This window comes from Paraburkholderia phytofirmans OLGA172, assembly GCF_001634365.1.
Taxonomy (GTDB): Bacteria; Pseudomonadota; Gammaproteobacteria; order Burkholderiales; family Burkholderiaceae; genus Paraburkholderia.
The window spans coordinates 171,417-191,243 of sequence record NZ_CP014580.1 but is presented as its reverse complement, the minus strand read 5'-3'; the positions used below and the strand labels follow the sequence as shown (position 1 = coordinate 191,243).

Sequence of the window (19,827 nt, the reverse complement as noted above, 5' to 3'; positions counted from 1 at the left end):
CCCTATGAAAGCGCTTGTGTACCACGGTCCGGGCAAGAAATCGCTCGACGAACGGCCCATTCCCAAGCTCGCCGCACCTGGCGACGCGATCGTCAAGATGACGCGCACCACGATTTGCGGCACGGATCTGCATATTCTGAAGGGCGATGTGCCGACTTGTGAGCCGGGGCGCATTCTGGGCCACGAGGGGGTAGGCATCGTGCAGGAAGTCGGCGCGGCGGTGTCGGCGTTCAAACCGGGCGACAGGGTGCTGATTTCATGCATTTCGTCGTGTGGTAAATGCGACTACTGCCGGCGCGGCATATATTCGCATTGCACCACCGGCGGCTGGATTCTCGGCAACAAGATCGACGGCACCCAGGCTGAATTCGTGCGCATTCCTCATGCCGAGACGAGTCTGTATCCGATTCCGGCCGGCGCCGATGAAGACGCGCTCGTGATGCTTTCGGACATCCTGCCCACCGGCTTCGAATGCGGCGTGCTGAACGGCAAGGTGCAACCGGGCAGCACGGTGGCAATTGTCGGGGCAGGCCCGATCGGACTCGCTGCACTGCTGACCGCACAGTTCTATTCGCCGGCGCAGATCGTGATGATCGACCACGATGCGAACCGACTTGAAGTGGCGAAGCGCTTTGGCGCCACCGCCTGCATCAATAACGGCCACGCCGATCCAGTTGCCGCTGTAATGGCGTTGACGGAGCAGACGGGGGTCGATTGCGCGATCGAGGCGGTCGGCATACCGGCTACATTCGAGTTGTGCGAGGCGCTCATTGCGCCCGGCGGCGTGATTGCGAACGTCGGCGTGCACGGCGTGAAAGCCGATCTGTACCTTGAAAAACTGTGGGATCGCAACATCGCGATCACGACGCGTCTCGTCGATACCGTGAGCACGCCGATGCTGCTCAAAACCGTCCGATCGGGCCGCATCGACCCGGCGCGGCTGGTCACGCACCGCTTCCACCTCGACGATGTGGCAGGTGCTTACGACACTTTCGGCCGCGCGGCCGAGACGCATGCGCTGAAAGTCATCATCGAGGTGTCCTAGCCGTTGAGAAGACTCGATCCGCGATGACGACGCATCAACAGGGAGCGACTCATGACAATCTCGGGTAACGTGAGCGACGGCGACTGGTCAGTCGCCGCAACCACACATCGCACAGCAGGCGGCTTCAATTGCTCGATCCAGTTCAGCCATCACACGCCAGAGGGAATCTTCAAACATGAGTTCATCCACAGCAATGTATTTCCCACGGAGCGCGAAGCCGTGCTTGGCGGTTTGCGCGAAGGCATGGAGTGGGTGAGGCTCAAAATGTCGAACACATTTTCGATTCAGCCGCACGAATCGGCCGTTGGGCCGGAGTGATGTCTGTCACACGCTCCCTGTCTATCACTTCGCAAGGCGTTGTCACAGCAGATGGATCGACAGGCGCACGCAACGGCCTTCGAGATGATCCATGTCAAACGACAGGACGCCGTGCCGGCCTAATCTCAAACCACACGAGGGCTTGCCGGCGTCCGGATACTGACCATCGAGACGGGCCGGTCCCACGAATTCAAGGTCCTAACTGTTCAGGAGGCTTACCATGCGCGCATCAGATGTCATGACCAGCAATGTCATATCGGTCACACCCGAGATGACGGTGCGAGAGGTCGCCAGAGTTTTTATCGACAACGGCATTAGTGGCGCACCGGTCCTGGATCCGGACGGCCGTGTCGTCGGCATGATCAGCGAAGGTGATCTGCTTCGCCGCAGCGAAATCGGCACCGAGGAGCGCACGCGAACTTCGTGGCTCGATCTCTGGTCCGCGAGCCACGAAGCACGAGATTACATCAAGACCCATGCGGTGAAAGTGCGCGACGTGATGACCCCCGGCGTGGTGAGCGTTCAGCCCGAAACACCGCTCGGCGAAGTGGCCGGCATTCTCGAGACGCGGCGCATCAAACGCGTTCCCGTGATGAAAGCGTCGCAGCTCGTGGGCATCGTGAGCCGCGCCAATCTTGTACAGGCGCTGGCGAGCGTACCGGACGAGCCGTCAACGGATGTGACGCTCTCGGACGCCGAGATTCGCGCCATGTTGATGGGCGAACTGGCGGGCCGGAAGTGGAGCTTTGCCGGACGCAATATCGTGGTTACCAGCGGAGTCGTGCATCTGTGGGGCATCTTTCATTCGAAGGAAGTCGTCGACGCGGTTCGTGTGGCGGCGCAAAACATACCCGGCGTCAAGCGCGTGGAGGATCACACTGAGCCTTATCCGGTGATGCCAGGCATTTAGCAGACAGCGGCCGAAACGGTTCGGCATTCAGGATTGGAGGCGTCATGACTCAGCTCATTCCCGAGCAATGGCTCAGCATGGAAAGTAGTGGCTTCGACAAACTGTTCGCCATCACCACCCGGTCCTGCGACGCGTTCGAGAGGCTGACCGCGTTGAATCTGCAGGCAATCCGGTTCGGACTCGCTGAAACGCAGGAAGCGCTTGCCCGGACTTGCGTCGCGAACAATCTGCCGGAAATGCTTTGTCTGCCGACTTTGCTCACGCCGGTCGAGTTCGCCCAGACACAGTCGTACTGTCGGCAGTTCTTCGAGATCATGTGCGATCTTCAGCGGGATTCGGCATCGCAGCGACCGGGTTGCGCAGCCCGGCAGCCGCATTTCTCGGAAGACCTGCTCGGCAGCCTTGCTACTCAGTCGCGGGTGCCTTGCGATGTGCCAGCAAAGCCGGCGATGCCCTTGGCACCCGCCGCCGGGCATGCGGCAACAGTAACCACTGAAGGCAAAAAGGGGCGACCAGACAAGAAGACGATACAGCCGATGCGCACGGAATAACGGCCTTTGGTATATCGCGTGCGCAAATCGGCCCGGCGGAGCTAACACGCATCAAGGTTGATACATGAGGAAAATTATCGCATGGACGGTCATGTCGCTCGTCGCTGTCGCTTTGCTGGGCGGCTGCCTGCCTCGCTACGTGCCGGTGGACGATACCGAGGTGAGTGCCGCGCTGAAGGATGTCCTTCTGCAGTATGAGAAGCGTGCCGAACTCGCCAAGGATCTGATCATGCTGGTGCAGACCGCTCCGAATCGAAACGATACGCTTGTCGCGGCAGTGACGGCCGCGCAAGCCGATCTGGATTGCATCCGGATAGCCCCGGGAGCGCTGGCGGAGCAGGTTGCCTTCGAGCGGTTTGAGATCGCACAGCGGCAATTGGGCGACGCGCTATCGCGTCTTCTGGTCGAGTCCGACAATGACAGGTCCTTTCACAAAGACCCGCGCTTCAGGTCGCTGTCCAGGCAACTGGGTGGGGTTGACAGGCAGGTCGCCGTCACACAAAAAGCATACAACGAGGCAGCCGACCGCTATAACGCCAGCCTGAATGCTTTCCCGCATGAGGTCGAGGCACGCATCCTGGCGCTGCACGAACGGCCTGAATTCAGCGCTGCCGCCGTGACGGCGACGCGGCCGCCGCGCACCGATTTCGGCACGCTGCGCGGCTCGATGCGAGTGTGATGAAAACTGCTCTGCACTTGCGGAACCGTCCGTCACTGCGGCGTCGCGATGCCCTGATCGTCGTGAGCGTATAGAGGTCGCGCCTGGGGCGCGGATTCCATCCGATCGCGTCACGCTTGACCTCGATCAATCGCATCGTGCAGGGGCGTAATAGGCTGAGTATGTGGCGCATATGCGTTGGGACAGGAATTGCCATCCCGGGATGCTTGCCGCGCTGAATCAACCTCGCAGCAGCCTCCTGTTACGCTGCGCGGTCATTTTGGAGGACAACTTCCATGAAGTCGGACAGTCAACTGAAGCAGGAAGTAGAGGACGAACTAATGAGCAACGCGGCCGTCGACGCAAACGGGATAGGCGTCGCCGTGGTGGACGGCATCGTTACCCTCACCGGACACGTTCCGGACTATGCGAAGAAGGTCGCGGCTGAAAAGTGCGCACTCAGAATCGCCGGTGTCGTCGCGGTGGTAGTCGGCATCGACGTGAAACTTCGCGAGTCTGAACAACGCACTGACGAGGACGTTGCCTTGAGCGTGAGCGCCGTTCTCGACTGGATCGCGGGTCTCGAAGAGCATGCGATCAAGATCAAGGTCGAGAAGGGTTGGGTGACATTGAGCGGAGAAGTCGAGGATGGTTACCGTAGTCACATGGCCGAGAAAAATATCGTCCACATGCGCGGCGTGACTGGCGTGACGAACAACATCAGGATTCGTGGCGTGGCATCCCCGCTCGACATCGAATACAACATCCGCAAAGCCATCCAGCGCCATACCGATCGCGAGTTGAAGCATGTGGGTGTCGAAGTCGACGACGGCAGGGTGGTCCTCTCGGGGCGTCTCAGTTCGACCATTGAGCGTTCCATCGTGTCGGGGGCTGCGCGTTCGACGCCTGGCGTGAAGGCTGTTGTCGACCGTCTTGTGATCGGCTGACGCGGCGAGCCTCGCTGGCGCCGCGCTTGTTGCCGGTTTCATGCGCGTCGCTTAAGTTGTTAGGGACGCGTGCCTGGAAACCTTGAGCGGGCTGAAAGGTGCTGAAGCAGTCCGTCCGCCGATTTGCCCGGTCTCAGCGGGAAGTAGTGGCGCGCTCTTGATCGGACGATTCCGCGTCGCGTTTCGTCCTGGCGAACCCTATTTCGTTTACCCCCTCACTGAAAACCGGGTAGACCGATTTGCCCCGGGCTTTGTGGAACCCGGCGTAGCCGGTCAATATGGAAGCCCATGCCAGAAAGCCTGGCGAGCATGTCCGCGTATACGGCTTCATCCATCGTCGGTGTGCGGGAGAGCACCCACACCATGTTCCCGTCGGCCATGCAGCGGATCGTGTAACGATACTCGGGGTCTACATACGCGATGACGACCACCACTTCGAACGGCCAGATCAGTCCGACGCGCCATTTCGTGTTACCAGTTCCGGACATCACCTTTGCTACGAAGTTGCTTCCCGTGGCTGGCTGATCGAAGCCGTGACGCCGGCCGAGATATTTATCGTCGATTGTTCCATCGTTGCGCAGTGACCATTCATCATAGCTGCCGACATAATCGTGCTCGCTCAGAAACGGCGTGTCCGCGATCACGTACCACCGCCCCATGTACCGCTCCAGATCGATCGGCGGGCCCGCGACACATGCCGACTGGGACGCTTGCGCATGCGGCGAGACCGCCGGATTGTGCGCGCACCCGGCAATGCAGGCGACGAGCGAGGCGAGGCACGCAATTGACTTGTGCATGGGGTTTTCCGGTCCGGCATTCTTGCACGAAGTGTACTGTTTATTGCGATCTTCAACGGAATTTCGATTATATGGAAGCGCGGCCTGGGGATCGATCTGCTTGTGTTGACGGCCGTGCTTGGGGGCCTGGTTGCCGGCAGTGCCAGGCTATATCCACAGATCGTACGTTGATCGTGCCTCTACGAAGTCTACCGGACGCCCGTATGCGGGGTCATCGGAGAGCCGCTGCGACGGACGTCTGTGTCTGTCACTGACGTTACGGCCGACGTAGCCATAGTCGAATCTTGTTGTGCGTTGGGTGTCAAAACTGTGAACTGAACCAATTTACGGAGTCCAGCATGAGATTCCATCGTCCGATAACGAACAGCGCAATATTGCTGCAGGCCAGGCGCAGATGCAGCGGGCTGGCCTGCGCGGCACTGCTTGCGTTGGGCGCCTGTGCGCAGCCCTGGCAGGGTTTCCAGATTGGCGAACCGGAATCCAATGTCATTGCAAGACTCGGGCCGCCGCGGGAGGTGTACGACCTGCCCAACGGCGCGAAACGTCTGATGTGGCCGACGCAGCCGATGGGTGAAGTGACCACGGCGGCGGACATTGACGCGACGGGCAAGGTGATCAGTGTCCGCCAGGTGCTGCAACCGAGCGAATTCTATCGCGCGGAGGTCGACAAATGGACGAAGAATGACGTACTCGCCAACTTCGGACGGCCCGAGGAAACCGCGTACTTCCCTCTGATGAAGCGCGAGGTATGGAGCTATCGGTATCTGGAAGACGGTGTGTGGTATCAGTTGTTCCATTTCTATTTCGACGACTCCGGCGTGCTCCGGTCAACCCAGAAGAGCCCTGACCCGCTCCACGAGCAAAACGGCGATGACCACCTGCCCTGAGGTGTGGCAACGAGCGGTTGAATCCACCGCTGCTTTTGAGCGCGATGATGACATTCGCAGAAACCATGCGACGCGCAGTGCTCCCCGCAGTGGTCCGGCTACCGCTGGATTGTGTACGGCCTACGCAGAGGAAGACACGGTCTCTGCCGCAGAAAGCACCGGCAAAATCGCCTGCAACGCTTGAGCGACGGAGACCGAAAGCCGATACCGGTTGCGCTCGCTGGGTTTGCCGGTGACATCGAACGTGCTGTAGCCCATCCTGGTGCTGCCATCGTCCGAATAGTCGCCGGTGTCTGCGATTAGAAGACTGACGATGGGTTTACCCGCTTTCCCGCCATCGCCTGGCAGGCACAGGTGAATCCGTGCGAAGAGATCGGGACATTCGCCGGATCGGTCCAGCACGTGTTCATAGATGGGCACAAGCGTGAGGCCGTGCAGCGTGACGGTAAAGCCGTGCTGGTCGCTCAATGCCTTGTACTCGATGCCTTTAAGTGCAAATTCCGGGTCCTCGTTCGGAGCCTCGAGCGCAAGCGCAAGCGCCCGCACGGTGGCGTCGAGCGTCGTTGCGCGGTCCAGCAGATATACAACTTCTTCGGTGCGGTGGGACATGGAGAGCTCCTTCTGAAATCGGTGAACACGCTAGCGAAACAGAACCACGAGGTCGCTAGGATCGGTCCGGCCGTGCGTCGAAAGTGGTGAAGAAAACCATGCGGCGCACAGGCCTCATGACTAGCGCATTCTTGCGTCGGTTGATCCCACATTAGACGCCCCGTGAAAAGGCGGATTGATACAAATCAACGGAGAAACTGATGCCCCGGTAGGGGCAATGCCAGGCCAGCGTCCGCCAGATCGGGATGGCAGGCCAGCAACTGCCCACCGCTGCCGCCCGTCGCACGCAACCGGACAGCCGCTACTTCTTAACGCAAGAATGAAAGCGTCGTGTATCACTGGGCGTTCTGCTTTCGGGCCGATGCCAGCTCGTAGAGCTTAGGGAATCCCGAGGTGGAATGATTCCCATGACCCTAATTGACCTAAATCAATTGCGTGGATTCGTTTTCGGACACGATAGTTACTCATGTACGTAACGCAAAACGCCGCCCCATGGCTCGACAAAGCGGGCGCCGGATCGGAGGTCTGATTCGGCGCGGGCAGTGGCTACGGGTTCCCGAGATGATTGACCAAGCGAAACACGAAGCCATCGTAGCGACCGGCCTGACCAAATGGTTCGGTGACGGTAGCACGCGGATGACGGCCGTCAACAGCGTGGATTTCGTTGCGCACTTCGGCGAGATGTTATTTATTGTCGGACCGTCCGGAAGTGGCAAGACCACCTTGCTCAGCATGATCTCCGGCATCCTGCGTCCCAATGCCGGCACGGTGAGTGTCAACGGCGACGACCTCTGGACATTGGACGACGACCGTCTGGCGGACTTTCGTCTGAATAGTATCGGCTTTGTCTTCCAGGACTACCATCTGTTTCCACGACTCACCAGCGCCGAGAACGTCGCGATTCCGTTGATCCTGAAACATCAGGACTGGAAAGAATCCATCACGGCCGCGGTGAAATGCCTTGAAGTCGTCGGTCTGAAAAACCGCAGCGAGATATTGCCAGTCAAGCTCTCGGGAGGCGAACAGCAGCGTGTGGCGATCGCGCGTGCGATCGTGAGTGGTCCACAGATCCTGATTCTCGACGAACCCACCGCTTCGCTCGACGGCGACACAGGAAGGATGATCATTGCCTTCGTCAAGGAGAAGATCCTCAATCAGAATCGTTGCATTGTCATCGTAACGCACGATGCACGCATCAACGAATACGCTGACCGGATCATCCATATGGAAGACGGGCGCATCACCGGTCTCGACAAGGGCACAGAATGAGAACCCGAATCATTTTTGCCCTTTCGGTTCTCGGCATCCTGGCGGGACTGGTCGGCGCCTTTGTCTTCGGCATGCAACGCAAGGCTGAACCGCCCGTGTTCACGCCCGTGAGCAACCCGTATGCAACGGCGATCTACGCGGATGGCATTGTCGAAAGCGAACAGGTAGGCGGCCAGAACGTCAATATCTATCCGGAGGTGTCGGGCCCGATCACGCAGGTACTGGTGCATGAGGGTCAACAGGTCACGGCCGGAACGCCCTTGCTCAAGATCGACGATTCTGTGCAGATTGCCACTACCGAGCAGCTGCACGCACAGTCCGAGGCGGCGTGGGTTGCCTTGCAGGAACTCCAGGCACAGCCGCGCAAGGAAACATTGGCGGTGACGAAGGCGCAGGTCGATCAGGCGCAGTCGAACCTCAAAGCCGCCCGCGATCAGTATGACAAGCGCCTTGCCTCCTACCAGATCGACAACCGGTCGATCAGCAAGGATGTGGTGGATACCGCGCAAGACGCGGTCGCCCAGGCGCAGACCACGCTGGAAGTCGCTCAGCGGCAGTACGAGCTGACGCGGGCGGGGGCGTGGAGTTACGACATCAGCAACGCACAGAAGCAGTATGAGGCGCTCACCCAGTCCTACAAGGCCGCTAGCGCGCTGCTGCAAAAATATACCGTCAGGGCGCAAACCGATGGAATCGTGTTGGCGCTCAACGGAACGCCCGGCAGCTATGTATCGTCGCAGGGCGTGTACGACGCTTACACGCAGGGATTCGATCCACTGCTCGTCATGGGTGCGTCGCAGGATTATCTGTCGGTGCGCTGTTACATCGACGAGATTCTCGTCTCACGGCTGCCCGCTCCTGCACACATCCAGGCACAACTCTCGGTGCGCGGCACCGACATCAAGGTGCCGCTGGAGTTCGTGCGCGTGCAGCCCTATGTGTCGCCCAAGATCGAGCTATCCAATCAACGCGAGGAAAAGGTCGATCTGCGCGTGTTGCCGGTGATTTTCCGCTTCAGGAAGAAAGATCTTCCGATGATTTATCCGGGCCTGTTGGTCGATGTCTTTATCGGGTCCAAATAATGTCTTCGCTCGTCCAGACCTGCGCTAAGGTGCTCACGCCGCACGTCTCGCGGCGCTGCGCATTGGCCGGGGTGTTGCCTGGCGTGATGGCGGCGGCCTTGCTTGGCGCCTGCGCGGTGGGACCCGATTTCAGCCGCCCGGCGGCGCCCGCCGTGCACGCCTACACTCATGAGCCGCTGGCTGCGACGGCAGTCACCGCGGATAGCAAGACACAGCATTTCACGCCGGGTGCCGCGGTTCCGTTCGACTGGTGGCGCCTGTTCGGCTCGGCGCAACTGGACGCGAGCGTCGACGAGGCGCTCGCCCACAACCCGACGCTCGAGGCGTCCGAGGCCAGCTTGCGCGAAAGCCAGGACAACCTGCGTGCCGGCTACGGCGTGTTCTTTCCACAGATTGACGCACAGGCGGAGGCCGTGCGCGAGCGCACTTCTCCGGTCGCGAACGGTTTGACCGGGCAAGGCACGGTCTTCAATCTGATCACCGCGAGCGGTACTATCAGTTACGCGCTTGATGTGTTTGGCGGCAAGCGCCGAACAGTAGAAGGATTGCAGGCCCAGGCCGACTACCAGCGCTACCTGACCAAGGCTGCCTACGTGACCTTGACGGCCAACGTGGTGAACACCACCATCGCGCAGGCGGCCTATGCCGCGGAGATCCGCGCGACGGAGCAATTGATCGGCCTCGAGAACCAGCAACTCGAGATCACCGAAGCCCAGGTGCGCGCCGGCACGTCTGCCTATGCGAGCGTGCTGAGCGTGCGCAGTCTGATCGCCACCAACCAGGCATCGCTTGCGCCCCTAAGGCAGAAGTTCAGCGAGGCGGATCATCTGCTCGCGACGCTGGAGGGCGTGTTTCCGTCCGAAGCGAGCTTGCCGGAAATTGACTTGAGCTCGCTCTCGCTGCCCAAAGACCTTCCCGTGAGCTTACCTTCCGAACTGGTGCGGCAGCGTCCGGACATTCTGTCTGCCGAGGCACAGTTGCATGTGGCCAGTGCCAGCATTGGCGTAGCGACTGCCGCGATGTTCCCGAGCATCAGCCTGAGCGGGACCTACGGCGCGGGCGGGAGGAGCTTCGGCAATCTCTCGACGGACAGCTTCAGGTTTTGGAGCATCGGCCCGTCGGTGACGATCCCGCTATTTCAGGGGGGCAGCCTCTGGTACGGCCGCAAGGCGGCGATCGACGCGTACCAGCAGTCGCTGGCCAATTATCGGCAGACCGTTCTGGCTGCGTTCGAGCAGGTCGCCGACGCGCTGAAGGCACTCGAATACGACGCGCAGGCTCTGGAGGCGCAAGCGGAAGCACAGCGCGACGCGGTTGGGGCGTTGTCTCTGCTGCAGGCCAGTTACCGCGCAGGAACGGTCGGCTACCTGGACGTCCTGGTCGCCGATGTGCAGCTCCACCAGACGACTATTGCTTATCTCCAGGCCGTCGCGCAGCGCCATCAGGACACGGTCGCGCTGTTCGTCGCACTCGGCGGCGGATGGTGGAACGGGCAGGATGAGGCGAGCGGAGGCCAGCGACCATGAAGTACAGCGGCATCATGCGGATCGGCTTCAAGCTGCTGGTCAACGACCGGGCGAAGTTCTCTGCCTTACTGATTGGCATCACGTTCGCGGTATTCCTGATGATGCAGATGACCGCGATGTTCGCCGGCATCCTGAACCGCGCCTATTCAACGGTGACCAATATTGGCGCGTCGATGTGGATCATGGATCCGGCCGTCAATACGCCGACGGGCCCCTTTCCGCTGCCCGACTACCTGCTGGATGCGACCCTTAGCATGAATGGGGTCGCGTACGCTGTGCCGCTCTATATCGGCGGTGCGCAGGTCAAGCTCGCGGATGGCAGGTATCAGGCGGTCAATGTGGTTGGGCTGGACGATGCCAGCCTGTTCGGTCGTCCGGAGATCCAGCAGGGCCACATTCTGGATATCTATGCCGACGACGCGTTCATGGTGGTGAATGACTCGGAGTTCTCGAAACTGGAGAATCCGAAGATCGGCACGGCGTTCGAGATCAACGACCGCCGCGGGGTGATTGTGGGCGTCGCGAGAGTCGCCGCGAATGGACTGAACGGTGTGCCGACGCTTTACACCACCTACAATCGGGCGATCCAGTACGTCCCGGGAACGCGCTTCACGATCTCCTATATCCTGGTGCAGGCGAAGAATAACGCCGCGATTGCCGGCATCAAGCAGCAGGTGGCCAAACTCGGCTACCTTGCGCTGACCAAGAATGAGTTCAATCAGCGCATTGCGAACTACTACACGTATCAGACGGGTGTCGGTACCAACATCCTCTTGATGACCGTGATCAGCTTTATCGTCGGACTGTCGATCTCGGGTCAGACGTTTTATACCTTCATTCTGGAGAACCTCGACAAGTTCGGTGCGCTCAAGGCCATCGGCGCGAAGGGGCACGAACTCGTGTACATGATCCTCTTCATGGCCACCTTCACGGCGCTGACGGGTTATGGACTTGGCGTCGGTCTGGTCACCCTGGTGATTTCGATCGCCAGGGTCTCGGTGCCCAACTATGCAGCCATTACGACTTTCTGGAACCTTGCGCTGGCGTTCTGCATGGTTGTGCTGATTGCCGGAATTTCGAGCTATATCGGCGTGCGGAAGGTCCTCACGATCGAGCCGTTCGATATTTTCAGGGGATAACGTTCACAAAGACAGACGACCGTTGAGGCGCCTCGTATTTTTTGGCTCCCTTGCGTTATCCGACGTTTCAGATCCCGTCGTCTTCGCCAAACAGATTGTGGCGCATCGCATCACGCTCGATCGCCGCAATGACTTCGCCGCGCAAGGGGATACGTGTCTGGTTGATCGAACGCAATATCGTGGGCGCCAGCGCCGCGCAGAGTGGCTGAAAACCCCTGCTGGAATGTAAGGAGAACCGTCGTGAACACAGGCACCATCTGTACCCGTAACGTCATCACCTGCCAGGCGGAAACCAGCGCGCTCGATGCCGCGAAGCTCATGCGCAATCATCACGTCGGCGAGTTGGCCGTGGTCACTGACGCAGGTCCCGGTCATCGCCCTGTTGGCGTCGTCACCAATCGCGATATCGTAGTGTCCGTCCTCGCGCGCGAACTCGATCCGGGGACGCTGTGGGTCGCCGACATCATGTCCTCGCCAGCTATCACGGCATTCGATTGGGAGGACGCATGGCACGTTCTGCGGCGCATGCGCCTGAACGGCGTGCGCCGGATGCCTGTGATGTCCGATACGGACGAACTGATCGGTATCGTGATGCTTGACGACATGATGGGTGTCGTCTCCGAGCTACTGTCGGAACTGTGCCTCGTTAGCCAAAGGCAGAGGCCTTTTGAAGAAAAGGCGCGCACATGAGCCCAGGTTGCGCACTTCGCTTTGCCTCCTTTTTAGGACCCTCAAACGGTTTGTGATGAGCTCCTTACCCGAAACCACCTCAACAAGCGTGCTCGAAGATCGACCATCCGATGGTTTGACAACCGAAGAGGCGCAGCGCCGGCTCGAACTGTTTGGCCCGAACAGCATGCCCGACACGGCGACGCCGCCATGGAGCCGCGCGCTAGGCAAATTCTGGGCACCGGTTCCGTGGATGCTGGAAGCTGCGATCGTCCTGCAGCTGGTGCTAGGCGAGTATGTCGAAGCCGCGGTGATTGCCGCACTCCTGACATTCAACGCCGCCTTGGGTTTCTTTCAGGAAAACCGCGCACAGGCAACGCTGGACGCCCTGAAGTCGCGGCTCGCACTGGTCACCCCGGTCCGGCGTGACGGCGTATGGACGACGGTGCCGGTCGCACAACTGGTGCCAGGCGACATCGTGAAGGTTTCGCTCGGCTGCATTGTGGGCGCCGATGTGCGCCTGCTCGAAGGGGAGGTACTGCTCGACCAATCGACCCTCACAGGTGAGTCGCTGCCCATCGAAGGCGGTCCGGGCTTGCAGACCTACGCCGGGGCACTCGTGCGGCGCGGAGAAGCAGCCGCAGAAGTCACGGCGACCGGCAGCCGCACGAAATTCGGGCAAACCGCCGAGCTGGTTCGTATCGCCCACGTCCCCAGTTCGCAGCAGCGGGCCGTGATGCGGGTAGTGCGAAATCTTGCCATGTTCAATGGCGTTATCGTTCTCGTCCAGATCGGTTACGCGTCCTCGCTGCGCATGCCGCTGGCCGAGATCGTGCCTCTCGCACTGACCGCTATCCTGGCAGCCATTCCTGTGGCACTGCCGGCGACCTTTACGCTGGCAACCGCATTGGGTGCCAGGGTGCTTGCGAAGCTGGGCGTTCTTCCGACGCGCTTGTCCGCGATTGACGAGGCGGCGTCCATGGATGTTCTCTGTGCCGACAAGACGGGCACCTTGACGCGCAACGAACTGGCGGTCACGGTGGTGCGCGCCATGGCTGGCTTCGATGATGCGCATGTCCTCGGACTTGCCGCGCTGGCAAGTTCGGAGGGCGGTCAGGATCCGGTCGATACGGCAATCCGCAATGCGTCCCGCTGCGCTTCCATGCCGGATCTGCCCAGGCTCATCAGGTTTGTGCCGTTCGACCCGGCGAACAAGATGTCCGAAGCGCTCGCGTCGGATAGGGACGATCGCGCGATCCGGATTGTCAAGGGTGCGTTTGAGCGAGTGACTGCGCTGACGCAATCGTCACCCGAAGCGATCGCCGCGGCGCAGGCGCTGCAGGCACAGGGCTTCCGGGTACTGGCGGTCGGCGTGGGCGCGCCGGACGCGCTGAAGCTCGCCGGTCTGATTGCGTTGAGCGACCCGCCCAGAGCCGATTCGGCCCGGCTGATCGCGGATCTGCTCGGGATGGGCGTGCATACCGTGATGGTGACAGGCGATGCGGCGGCGACGGCCGCCGTTGTCGCCCATGCGGTTGGGCTCGATGGCGCAGTCTCTCCGCCTGGGCTGCAGCCTGAGCCATTGCGTGCCGAAGCGTATGCGATCTTCGCTGGTGTGTTCCCCGAGGACAAATTCCGCATCGTCAAGGCGTTCCAGAGCGGCGGCCATATTGTCGGCATGTGTGGTGACGGCGCAAACGACGCCCCTGCGCTGCGCCAGGCACAAATGGGCATTGCCGTCTCGACGGCCACCGATGTCGCCAAGTCCGCGGCAGGTATCGTGCTGACCGAGCCGGGCCTTGGCGGCGTCGTGACTGCGGTACGCGAGGGACGGATCACGTTCCAGCGGATCCTCACTTATATGTTGAGGTCGGTCACGCGCAAAATTGATCAAATGCTGTTCCTGACGGTGGGCCTGATCATGACCGGCCACGCAATCCTGACGCCAATGCTGATGGTTGTGCTCATGACCACGGGCGATTTCCTCGCCATGTCGTCGACGACCGACAACGTGCGGCCATCGCAGAAGCCCAATGCCTGGCAGATCGACCATGTGACGATCGCGGGTATCGTGCTGGCGTGCTGCAATCTGCTCTTTTGCAGCGGATTCCTTGCCGTTGGCAAGTTCTGGCTGGACCTTGGCACTGGCCAGTTGCAAACGCTCACGGTCGTCATTCTGGCATTCAGTGGTCAGGCTGTCCTGTATGTGGTCCGCGAGCGCCGGCGTCTGTGGAGTTCTTGCCCGGGCCGTTGGCTGGTCCTGTCCTCGGTGGTCGACGTGTTGTTCATTGCGACCCTCGCAACACGTGGAATACTGATGTCCCCCTTGCCGCTGCTGTGGGTCGGCGTCATGTTAGGTGCGGCCGCTACCTTCGCTTTCGTCCTGGATCTCGTGAAGGTTGCCGTATTTGGCCGCCTGAAGATGACGTAGGGCGGCGCTGGCGCCTCAGCGAGGTATGGGCGTTCCTGTAGAGTCAATTAAGGCAATGACGCGCGCGCGAGGCGTTAGTGCCGGCACCTGAGGCGGTAGGTGAGTTCCCTGATCATGGAAGGGGGCGGTGGCGAATTCGTCCATCATGGTCACGCCATCACATGAAAGCCCCCATCTGCATAGATTGTCGAGCCCGTCAGGGTCATCCCTGCGTCGCTCGCGAGGACGGCCGCGATCCGGCCGATTTCCTCGATCGTGACGAGATGCTGCGCCGGCGTGTGCGCACGAACGTCGTCAAGCAATGCATCGAAGTGGTCGATGCCGGTCGCGGCACGTGTCTTGACTGCGCCGGCGGAAATGGCGTGAACATGAATACGGCGTGCCGCCAGGTCGGCAGCGAGATAACGCACGCTCGACTCGAGTGCTGCCTTCACAGGACCCATGACGTTATAGTGTTCGACTGCGCGCTCGGCGCCGTAAAAGCTCACCGTCATCAGGCTTCCACCATCTGTCATGAGAGGCAGCGCGAGCCTGGCCATGCGGATGAAGGAGTGGCAGGAAACGTCCATCGCGAGCGCGAAGCCTTCGGCCGAGCAGTCAGCCAGGCTGGCGTGCAGATCGCCGGCCGGCGCGAAGGCGATCGAATGGAGTACGAAGTCGAGCCGCCCCCAGTCTTTCTCGATCCGCTCGAATACCGCTTCCAGTTGACCGGGAATGCGCACGTCACAGGGCAAAACGATGCACGACTCAAGCGCCTGTGCAACAGGGCGCACAAACGGCTCGGCTTTGTCGTTCAGGTACGTGACCGCCAGCTCTGCGCCGGCCGCGCGAAACACGGTGGCGCAGCCCGTGGCGATGCTGTGCTCGTTGGCAATGCCGACGACCAGTCCGCGTTTGCCGGCCAGATCGATGATCGGCTTCATGTTTTCGCCTCTTCCTGATGGAGTACCGAAACCGCCTCGTTGGCGATGATCTGCTCTTCGTCGGTTGGCAGCACGAGCACGGCTACCCCATCTCGTTATACACAAATCGACAGTTCCGGAGACGATGTTGGATAGCAAAGTAGCCGGAAGGGGGTTGTTAACAATGCGGATTTCGCGTTTACTCTCGGATTTTCAGCATGAAGATCCGAAACGACGCGGGAGCATGGGTGGACGAAGAATTTGAGACTCTGGATTTGGGCGATCCACGGCGAGACCGGCGCGCGAAGGAACTGATCAAACGGTTTGCCAGCCGGCCCACGGCCAGCATTCCGGGCGCGTGCGAAGGCTGGGCCGAGACGATGGCAGCATATCGCTTTCTAGGCAATGAGCGCATCGACTGGCGCGACATGATGCAGCCGCATTGGGATCGCACCACGGCGCGCATGGGAGCGTTGCCGGTGGTGCTGTGCATTGCCGATACGACAGAGCTGAACTTTAACGGTCAGGACATCGAAGGGGCCGGCCCACTCAGTTATGAAGCACAGGTGGGCATGTATCTTCACGCGACTTATGCGGTGACACCGGATCGGGAGCCGCTGGGTGTGATGAATGCCTGGATGTGGGCGCGCGAGTCACGCGATGCAAACGGCAGGCGTGGCGGAGTCAGGGAAAGTGCGCGGTGGATCGAAAGCTATGAGATCGTGGCCGAACAGGCACGGGCCCTGCCAGACGCGCGGCTGGTGTATGTGGCCGATCGTGAAGGCGACATCGCGGCGCTCATGCAGCGTGCGCAGGAATTGGGTGAACCGGCGGACTGGCTGATCCGCTCGCAGCACAACCGTGCCTTGAAGGACGAAGAAAAGCTGTGGGACAAGGTGCACGCGGGTAACGTGCTCGGCCGTATCAGTTTCGTGCTGCCCGGGCGCAGTGGCCAGAAGGCACGTGAAGTGAAGCAGGAACTGCGCAGCCAGCGCATTACGCTGCCCGGTCGCGTCAGCGTCACGCTCACCTGCGTCGAGGCGTATGAGGTGGATGCGCCAGCGGGCGTAAAGCCAGTCATCTGGCGTCTTGTGACCAACCGCGAAGCGGGTGATGCGGATGCGCTCATCGAACTCATCGACTGGTACCGCGCGAGATGGGAAATAGAAATGTTCTTCAATGTCCTGAAGAACGCCTGCCGGGTTGAGGCGCTGCAGCTCTCGCAGATGGAACGGGTAGAGAAGGCACTTGCGCTGTACATGGTCGTATCGTGGCGTATTGCACGGCTCATGCGTGTGGGCAGAACGTGTCCGGAGCTAAACGCGTCGCTATTCTTCGCGGCTGACGAGATACATGGTGCTCACGTGCTCTGCAAGAAGGCGCGTCCGAAAAAACCACCGACACTGAACCAGATGATACGGATGATCGCGTCACTGGGTGGATTCCTCGGGCGCAAGAGCGATGGTGAACCGGGCGCGAAGACGTTGTGGATTGGCATGCAGCGAGTCATGGATGCTGTGAGCACCATCCAGATCTTGCGCGACGGCTACGACACTTCTGTATAACGAGATGCGGCTACCCGGCTGCGGGCGCTGCTGATGAGACGTGCGTTGCCGTTGTTCGCTTGGGGATCGAGTTCGATATCTAACCACGCGAGCCGCTCGCAGACGGCGCGGCGTGTCTCTGGCTGATGTTCGCCGATTCCCGCCGTGAACACGAGGCTATCCAGACCGCCGAGGCTGGTCGCGAGCCGCGCAGTCTCGCCCGCAACACGAAACGCGAACAGCGCCAGTGCTTCGCGAGCCTCGGGCCGGTCACTGGCCTGCAGTTCACGGCTATCGGCGCTGATACCCGAGACGCCGAGCAAGCCGGACTTCTCATACAGCATTTTTTCGACCTCCTTGATGCCGAGGCCCTGCTGTTCAACCAGGTGCAGCACGACACCGGCGTCGAGTGCGCCGCAGCGGGTGGCCATCGGAATGCCGTCGAGCGTCGAGAAGCCCATGCTCGTGTCGCAACTCTTGCCAGCTTCGAAGGCGCACAGGCTCGCACCGCTGCCCAGGTGCGCCGCGACGACCTTGCCGCGGGCGAGTTGCGGGAACTGACGGGCGAGCTGGCCGATCACGAACTGATAGGAGAGGCCATGAAAGCCATAACGCTTGACACCCTTGTCGAAAAACTCGCGCGGAATGGCAAAGCGGCGCACGAGATCTGTCTGCGTGCGGTGAAACGCGGTGTCGAAGGATGCCGACTGAACGAGATGGGGCCGCAGATGCCGGATGGCGCGGATGAGCCGGACACTCTGCGGTTGATGCAACGGCGCGAGTGGCACGAGCTCGGCGATGGCGGTGAGCGTGTCGCCGTCGATTGCAACGGGTCCGGCAAAGCGATCGCCGCCGTGCACGACACGATGGCCGACCGAAACGAGATCGTCGAGCGGGAAGTGCGTGGCAAACCATCCCAATGTCTCGTCAAGGACGTCGTGCAGATCTTCGGTGACAGCCGCTTTCAGGGGAATCTCGCCGGTTTTGCTGCCATTGCTGAGATGGAGCCGCAGCGGCTGCTGCCGGAAATCGATCATGCCCTGGCCGATTCTCGTGGCTTCACCCGCGGTGACGCTGAACAGCCCGATCTTGATCGTCGACGAGCCCGGGTTGAATGTAAGCAGGAGTGGGGTGCTCATGATCGGACCGGCCCTCCGCGGGTATGCCTGGCGACTAGCTTGGCGAGGGCGGCGGAAGCCAGGCGTCCTCGCAGGGTGTCGGCACGGCTGGTCAGGATGATCGGAATACGCGCGCCAAGCACAATGCCAGCGCCGTCGGCGCCGGCGAAGTACATCAATTGCTTGGCCAGCATGTTGCCGGCTTCCAGATCGGGGACGAGCAGTATGTCAGCCTGACCGGCCACGGGCGAGTTGATGCCCTTGACTTGTGCTGCGGCGAGGCTGATCGCATTGTCGAAGGCGAGCGGCCCGTCGACCAGGGCACCGGTGATTTGTCCGCGCGCGGCCATCACAGTGAGGGCGGCGGCGTCGAGAGTCGTCGGCATTCTGGGGTTAACCGTTTCCTCAGCGGCCAGCACGGCGACGCGCGGCACTTCAACGCCCAGCACATGCAAAAGGTCGATCGCGTTCTGGCAGATATCGCGTTTCTGTTCCAGCGACGGTGCAATGTTGATGGCCGCATCGGTGACGATCAGCGGCTTCGAATACGCCGGCACGTCCATCGCATACGCGTGACTGATCCTTCGTCCAGTTCGCAGGTTCGACGATGATGCAACCACTGCGGAAAGCAGTTCGTCAGTGTGGAGGCTGCCTTTCATCAACGCGTCGACCTTGCCAGCGGCGCCCAGTTCGACCGCGCGGGCAGCAGCTGCATGGCTGTGCTCGACGGCTTCGATCGTTACACCCTCGAGGCTGATGTGAGCAGCCTCAGCGGCGGCACGGATCCTGGCTTCCGGCCCAATCAGCAGCGGATCGAGCAAGCCTTCGTCACGTGCCTCGATAGCGGCCCTGATCGCATCCACCGAACACGGATGCACAATCGCCGTGCGTAGCGCGGGACTTGATCGGGCGTTGCGGATGAATGCCTCATACCGGTCGTGACGGCGCACCGCGATATCCGGACGGAGCGTTTGCGCCCAGGCGACCGGCGTACTCGGCGCGATCACGGTGGCGGTGCCGAGCAGCACCTCCTGGCCCTTCTGGTTGGTGCAGCGTGTATCGAGCAGGACGATGTGCTTCTCGACGCGTTTCTCCTTCACGGTAACCGTGGTGGTGATGACATCGCCTGGCACGACCGGACGCTTGAACTGCAGATTCTGATCGAGGTAGATGGTGCCGGGACCTGGCAGTTTCGTGCCGAGCACGGCCGAAATGAGGCTGGCTGTCCACATCCCCTGCACGACCACGTGCCCGAACAGATCGCCCGATGCAAAGATGGCGTCGGTATGGGCCGGATTGACATCGCCTGACATGGCGGCAAACAGGTCGATGTCGGTTTGCTCGGCTAGCCTGACGAGCGAAGCGGACTCGCCGATTTCAAGCTGGTCGAAGGTTCGATTGCGCAACAGGATGTCGTTCATTTGA

Annotated in this window: 19 protein-coding genes; 14 read left to right on the top strand and 5 right to left on the bottom strand. The window is 60.9% G+C overall.

Annotation, left to right across the window (positions count from 1 at the left end; translation table 11 throughout):
* The first annotated feature begins 4 nt into the window (after nt 1-4).
* The 6 genes from AYM40_RS36525 (at nt 5) to AYM40_RS36500 (ending at nt 4,429) form a co-directional block, all read left to right on the top strand.
* Complete coding sequence (locus AYM40_RS36525) at nt 5-1,045, top strand: zinc-dependent alcohol dehydrogenase family protein (RefSeq protein WP_063501038.1); 1,041 nt, start codon at nt 5-7, stop codon at nt 1,043-1,045.
* Between the two features lie 51 nt (nt 1,046-1,096).
* Nucleotides 1,097-1,363 carry a hypothetical protein gene (locus tag AYM40_RS36520; protein ID WP_063501037.1) on the top strand — a complete coding sequence of 89 codons (267 nt, stop codon included), beginning with the start codon at nt 1,097-1,099 and terminating at the stop codon, nt 1,361-1,363.
* 220 nt (nt 1,364-1,583) lie between these two features.
* Nucleotides 1,584-2,273: a CBS domain-containing protein gene (locus AYM40_RS36515; RefSeq protein WP_063501036.1), complete on the top strand. Its 690-nt coding sequence runs from the start codon at nt 1,584-1,586 to the stop codon at nt 2,271-2,273.
* A gap of 44 nt (nt 2,274-2,317) precedes the next feature.
* Nucleotides 2,318-2,824, top strand: coding sequence for a TIGR01841 family phasin (gene phaP, locus AYM40_RS36510; RefSeq protein WP_063501035.1), 507 nt, complete (start codon nt 2,318-2,320; stop codon nt 2,822-2,824).
* A 64-nt stretch (nt 2,825-2,888) separates the two neighbouring features.
* A complete protein-coding gene (locus AYM40_RS36505) occupies nt 2,889-3,503 on the top strand; it encodes a LemA family protein (RefSeq protein WP_063501034.1) in 615 nt (204 codons plus the stop codon).
* A 275-nt stretch (nt 3,504-3,778) separates the two neighbouring features.
* A complete protein-coding gene (locus AYM40_RS36500; RefSeq protein ID WP_063501033.1) occupies nt 3,779-4,429 on the top strand; it encodes a BON domain-containing protein in 651 nt (216 codons plus the stop codon).
* A gap of 215 nt (nt 4,430-4,644) precedes the next feature.
* Here AYM40_RS36500 and AYM40_RS36495 read toward each other — a convergent pair whose 3' ends face one another.
* Nucleotides 4,645-5,226: a lipocalin family protein gene (locus AYM40_RS36495; protein ID WP_063501032.1), complete on the bottom strand. Its 582-nt coding sequence runs from the start codon at nt 5,224-5,226 to the stop codon at nt 4,645-4,647.
* A gap of 338 nt (nt 5,227-5,564) precedes the next feature.
* On the opposite strand from AYM40_RS36495, the gene AYM40_RS36490 reads away from it, so the two are divergent.
* Nucleotides 5,565-6,113: a hypothetical protein gene (locus AYM40_RS36490; protein ID WP_063501031.1), complete on the top strand. Its 549-nt coding sequence runs from the start codon at nt 5,565-5,567 to the stop codon at nt 6,111-6,113.
* A gap of 120 nt (nt 6,114-6,233) precedes the next feature.
* On the opposite strand, the gene AYM40_RS36485 is transcribed toward AYM40_RS36490, so the two are convergent.
* Complete coding sequence (locus tag AYM40_RS36485) at nt 6,234-6,722, bottom strand: hypothetical protein (RefSeq protein ID WP_063501030.1); 489 nt, start codon at nt 6,720-6,722, stop codon at nt 6,234-6,236.
* A gap of 561 nt (nt 6,723-7,283) precedes the next feature.
* Between AYM40_RS36485 and AYM40_RS36480 the strand changes: the two genes are divergently transcribed.
* The 6 genes from AYM40_RS36480 (at nt 7,284) to AYM40_RS36455 (ending at nt 14,838) form a co-directional block, all read left to right on the top strand.
* Nucleotides 7,284-7,991, top strand: a complete 708-nt coding sequence (locus AYM40_RS36480; protein ID WP_063501029.1) for an ABC transporter ATP-binding protein — start codon at nt 7,284-7,286, stop codon at nt 7,989-7,991.
* Nucleotides 7,988-9,073 carry an HlyD family secretion protein gene (locus AYM40_RS36475; protein ID WP_063501028.1) on the top strand — a complete coding sequence of 362 codons (1,086 nt, stop codon included), beginning with the start codon at nt 7,988-7,990 and terminating at the stop codon, nt 9,071-9,073. The genes AYM40_RS36480 and AYM40_RS36475 overlap by 4 nt, the downstream gene beginning before the upstream one ends.
* 86 nt (nt 9,074-9,159) lie before the next feature.
* Nucleotides 9,160-10,599, top strand: coding sequence for an efflux transporter outer membrane subunit (locus AYM40_RS36470; RefSeq protein ID WP_420488534.1), 1,440 nt, complete (start codon nt 9,160-9,162; stop codon nt 10,597-10,599).
* Nucleotides 10,596-11,738, top strand: a complete 1,143-nt coding sequence (locus AYM40_RS36465) for an ABC transporter permease (RefSeq protein WP_063501027.1) — start codon at nt 10,596-10,598, stop codon at nt 11,736-11,738. The genes AYM40_RS36470 and AYM40_RS36465 overlap by 4 nt, the downstream gene beginning before the upstream one ends.
* 240 nt (nt 11,739-11,978) lie before the next feature.
* The gene (locus tag AYM40_RS36460) at nt 11,979-12,428 is read left to right on the top strand and encodes a CBS domain-containing protein (protein WP_063501026.1); all 450 of its coding nucleotides are present in this window, start codon (nt 11,979-11,981) and stop codon (nt 12,426-12,428) included.
* A gap of 55 nt (nt 12,429-12,483) precedes the next feature.
* Entirely contained in the window at nt 12,484-14,838 is a 2,355-nt protein-coding gene (locus AYM40_RS36455; RefSeq protein ID WP_063501025.1) for an HAD-IC family P-type ATPase, read from the top strand.
* 149 nt (nt 14,839-14,987) lie between these two features.
* On the opposite strand, the gene fabI is transcribed toward AYM40_RS36455, so the two are convergent.
* Nucleotides 14,988-15,761: an enoyl-ACP reductase FabI gene (gene fabI, locus AYM40_RS36450; protein ID WP_063501024.1), complete on the bottom strand. Its 774-nt coding sequence runs from the start codon at nt 15,759-15,761 to the stop codon at nt 14,988-14,990.
* Nucleotides 15,762-15,958: 197 nt separating this feature from the next.
* On the opposite strand from fabI, the gene AYM40_RS36445 reads away from it, so the two are divergent.
* Nucleotides 15,959-17,305 (top strand): IS4 family transposase, encoded by a 1,347-nt coding sequence (locus AYM40_RS36445; protein ID WP_063495219.1) that lies wholly within the window; start codon nt 15,959-15,961, stop codon nt 17,303-17,305.
* Here AYM40_RS36445 and AYM40_RS36440 read toward each other — a convergent pair.
* Nucleotides 17,287-18,423: an acetate/propionate family kinase gene (locus tag AYM40_RS36440; RefSeq protein ID WP_063501023.1), complete on the bottom strand. Its 1,137-nt coding sequence runs from the start codon at nt 18,421-18,423 to the stop codon at nt 17,287-17,289. The two genes, AYM40_RS36445 and AYM40_RS36440, sit on opposite strands and share 19 nt — an antisense overlap.
* On the bottom strand, nt 18,420-19,823 hold the full coding sequence (locus AYM40_RS36435) for a bifunctional enoyl-CoA hydratase/phosphate acetyltransferase (protein WP_063501022.1): 1,404 nt from the start codon (nt 19,821-19,823) through the stop codon (nt 18,420-18,422). Before AYM40_RS36435 ends, AYM40_RS36440 begins: the two co-directional genes overlap by 4 nt.
* Between the last annotated feature and the right edge of the window lie 4 nt (nt 19,824-19,827).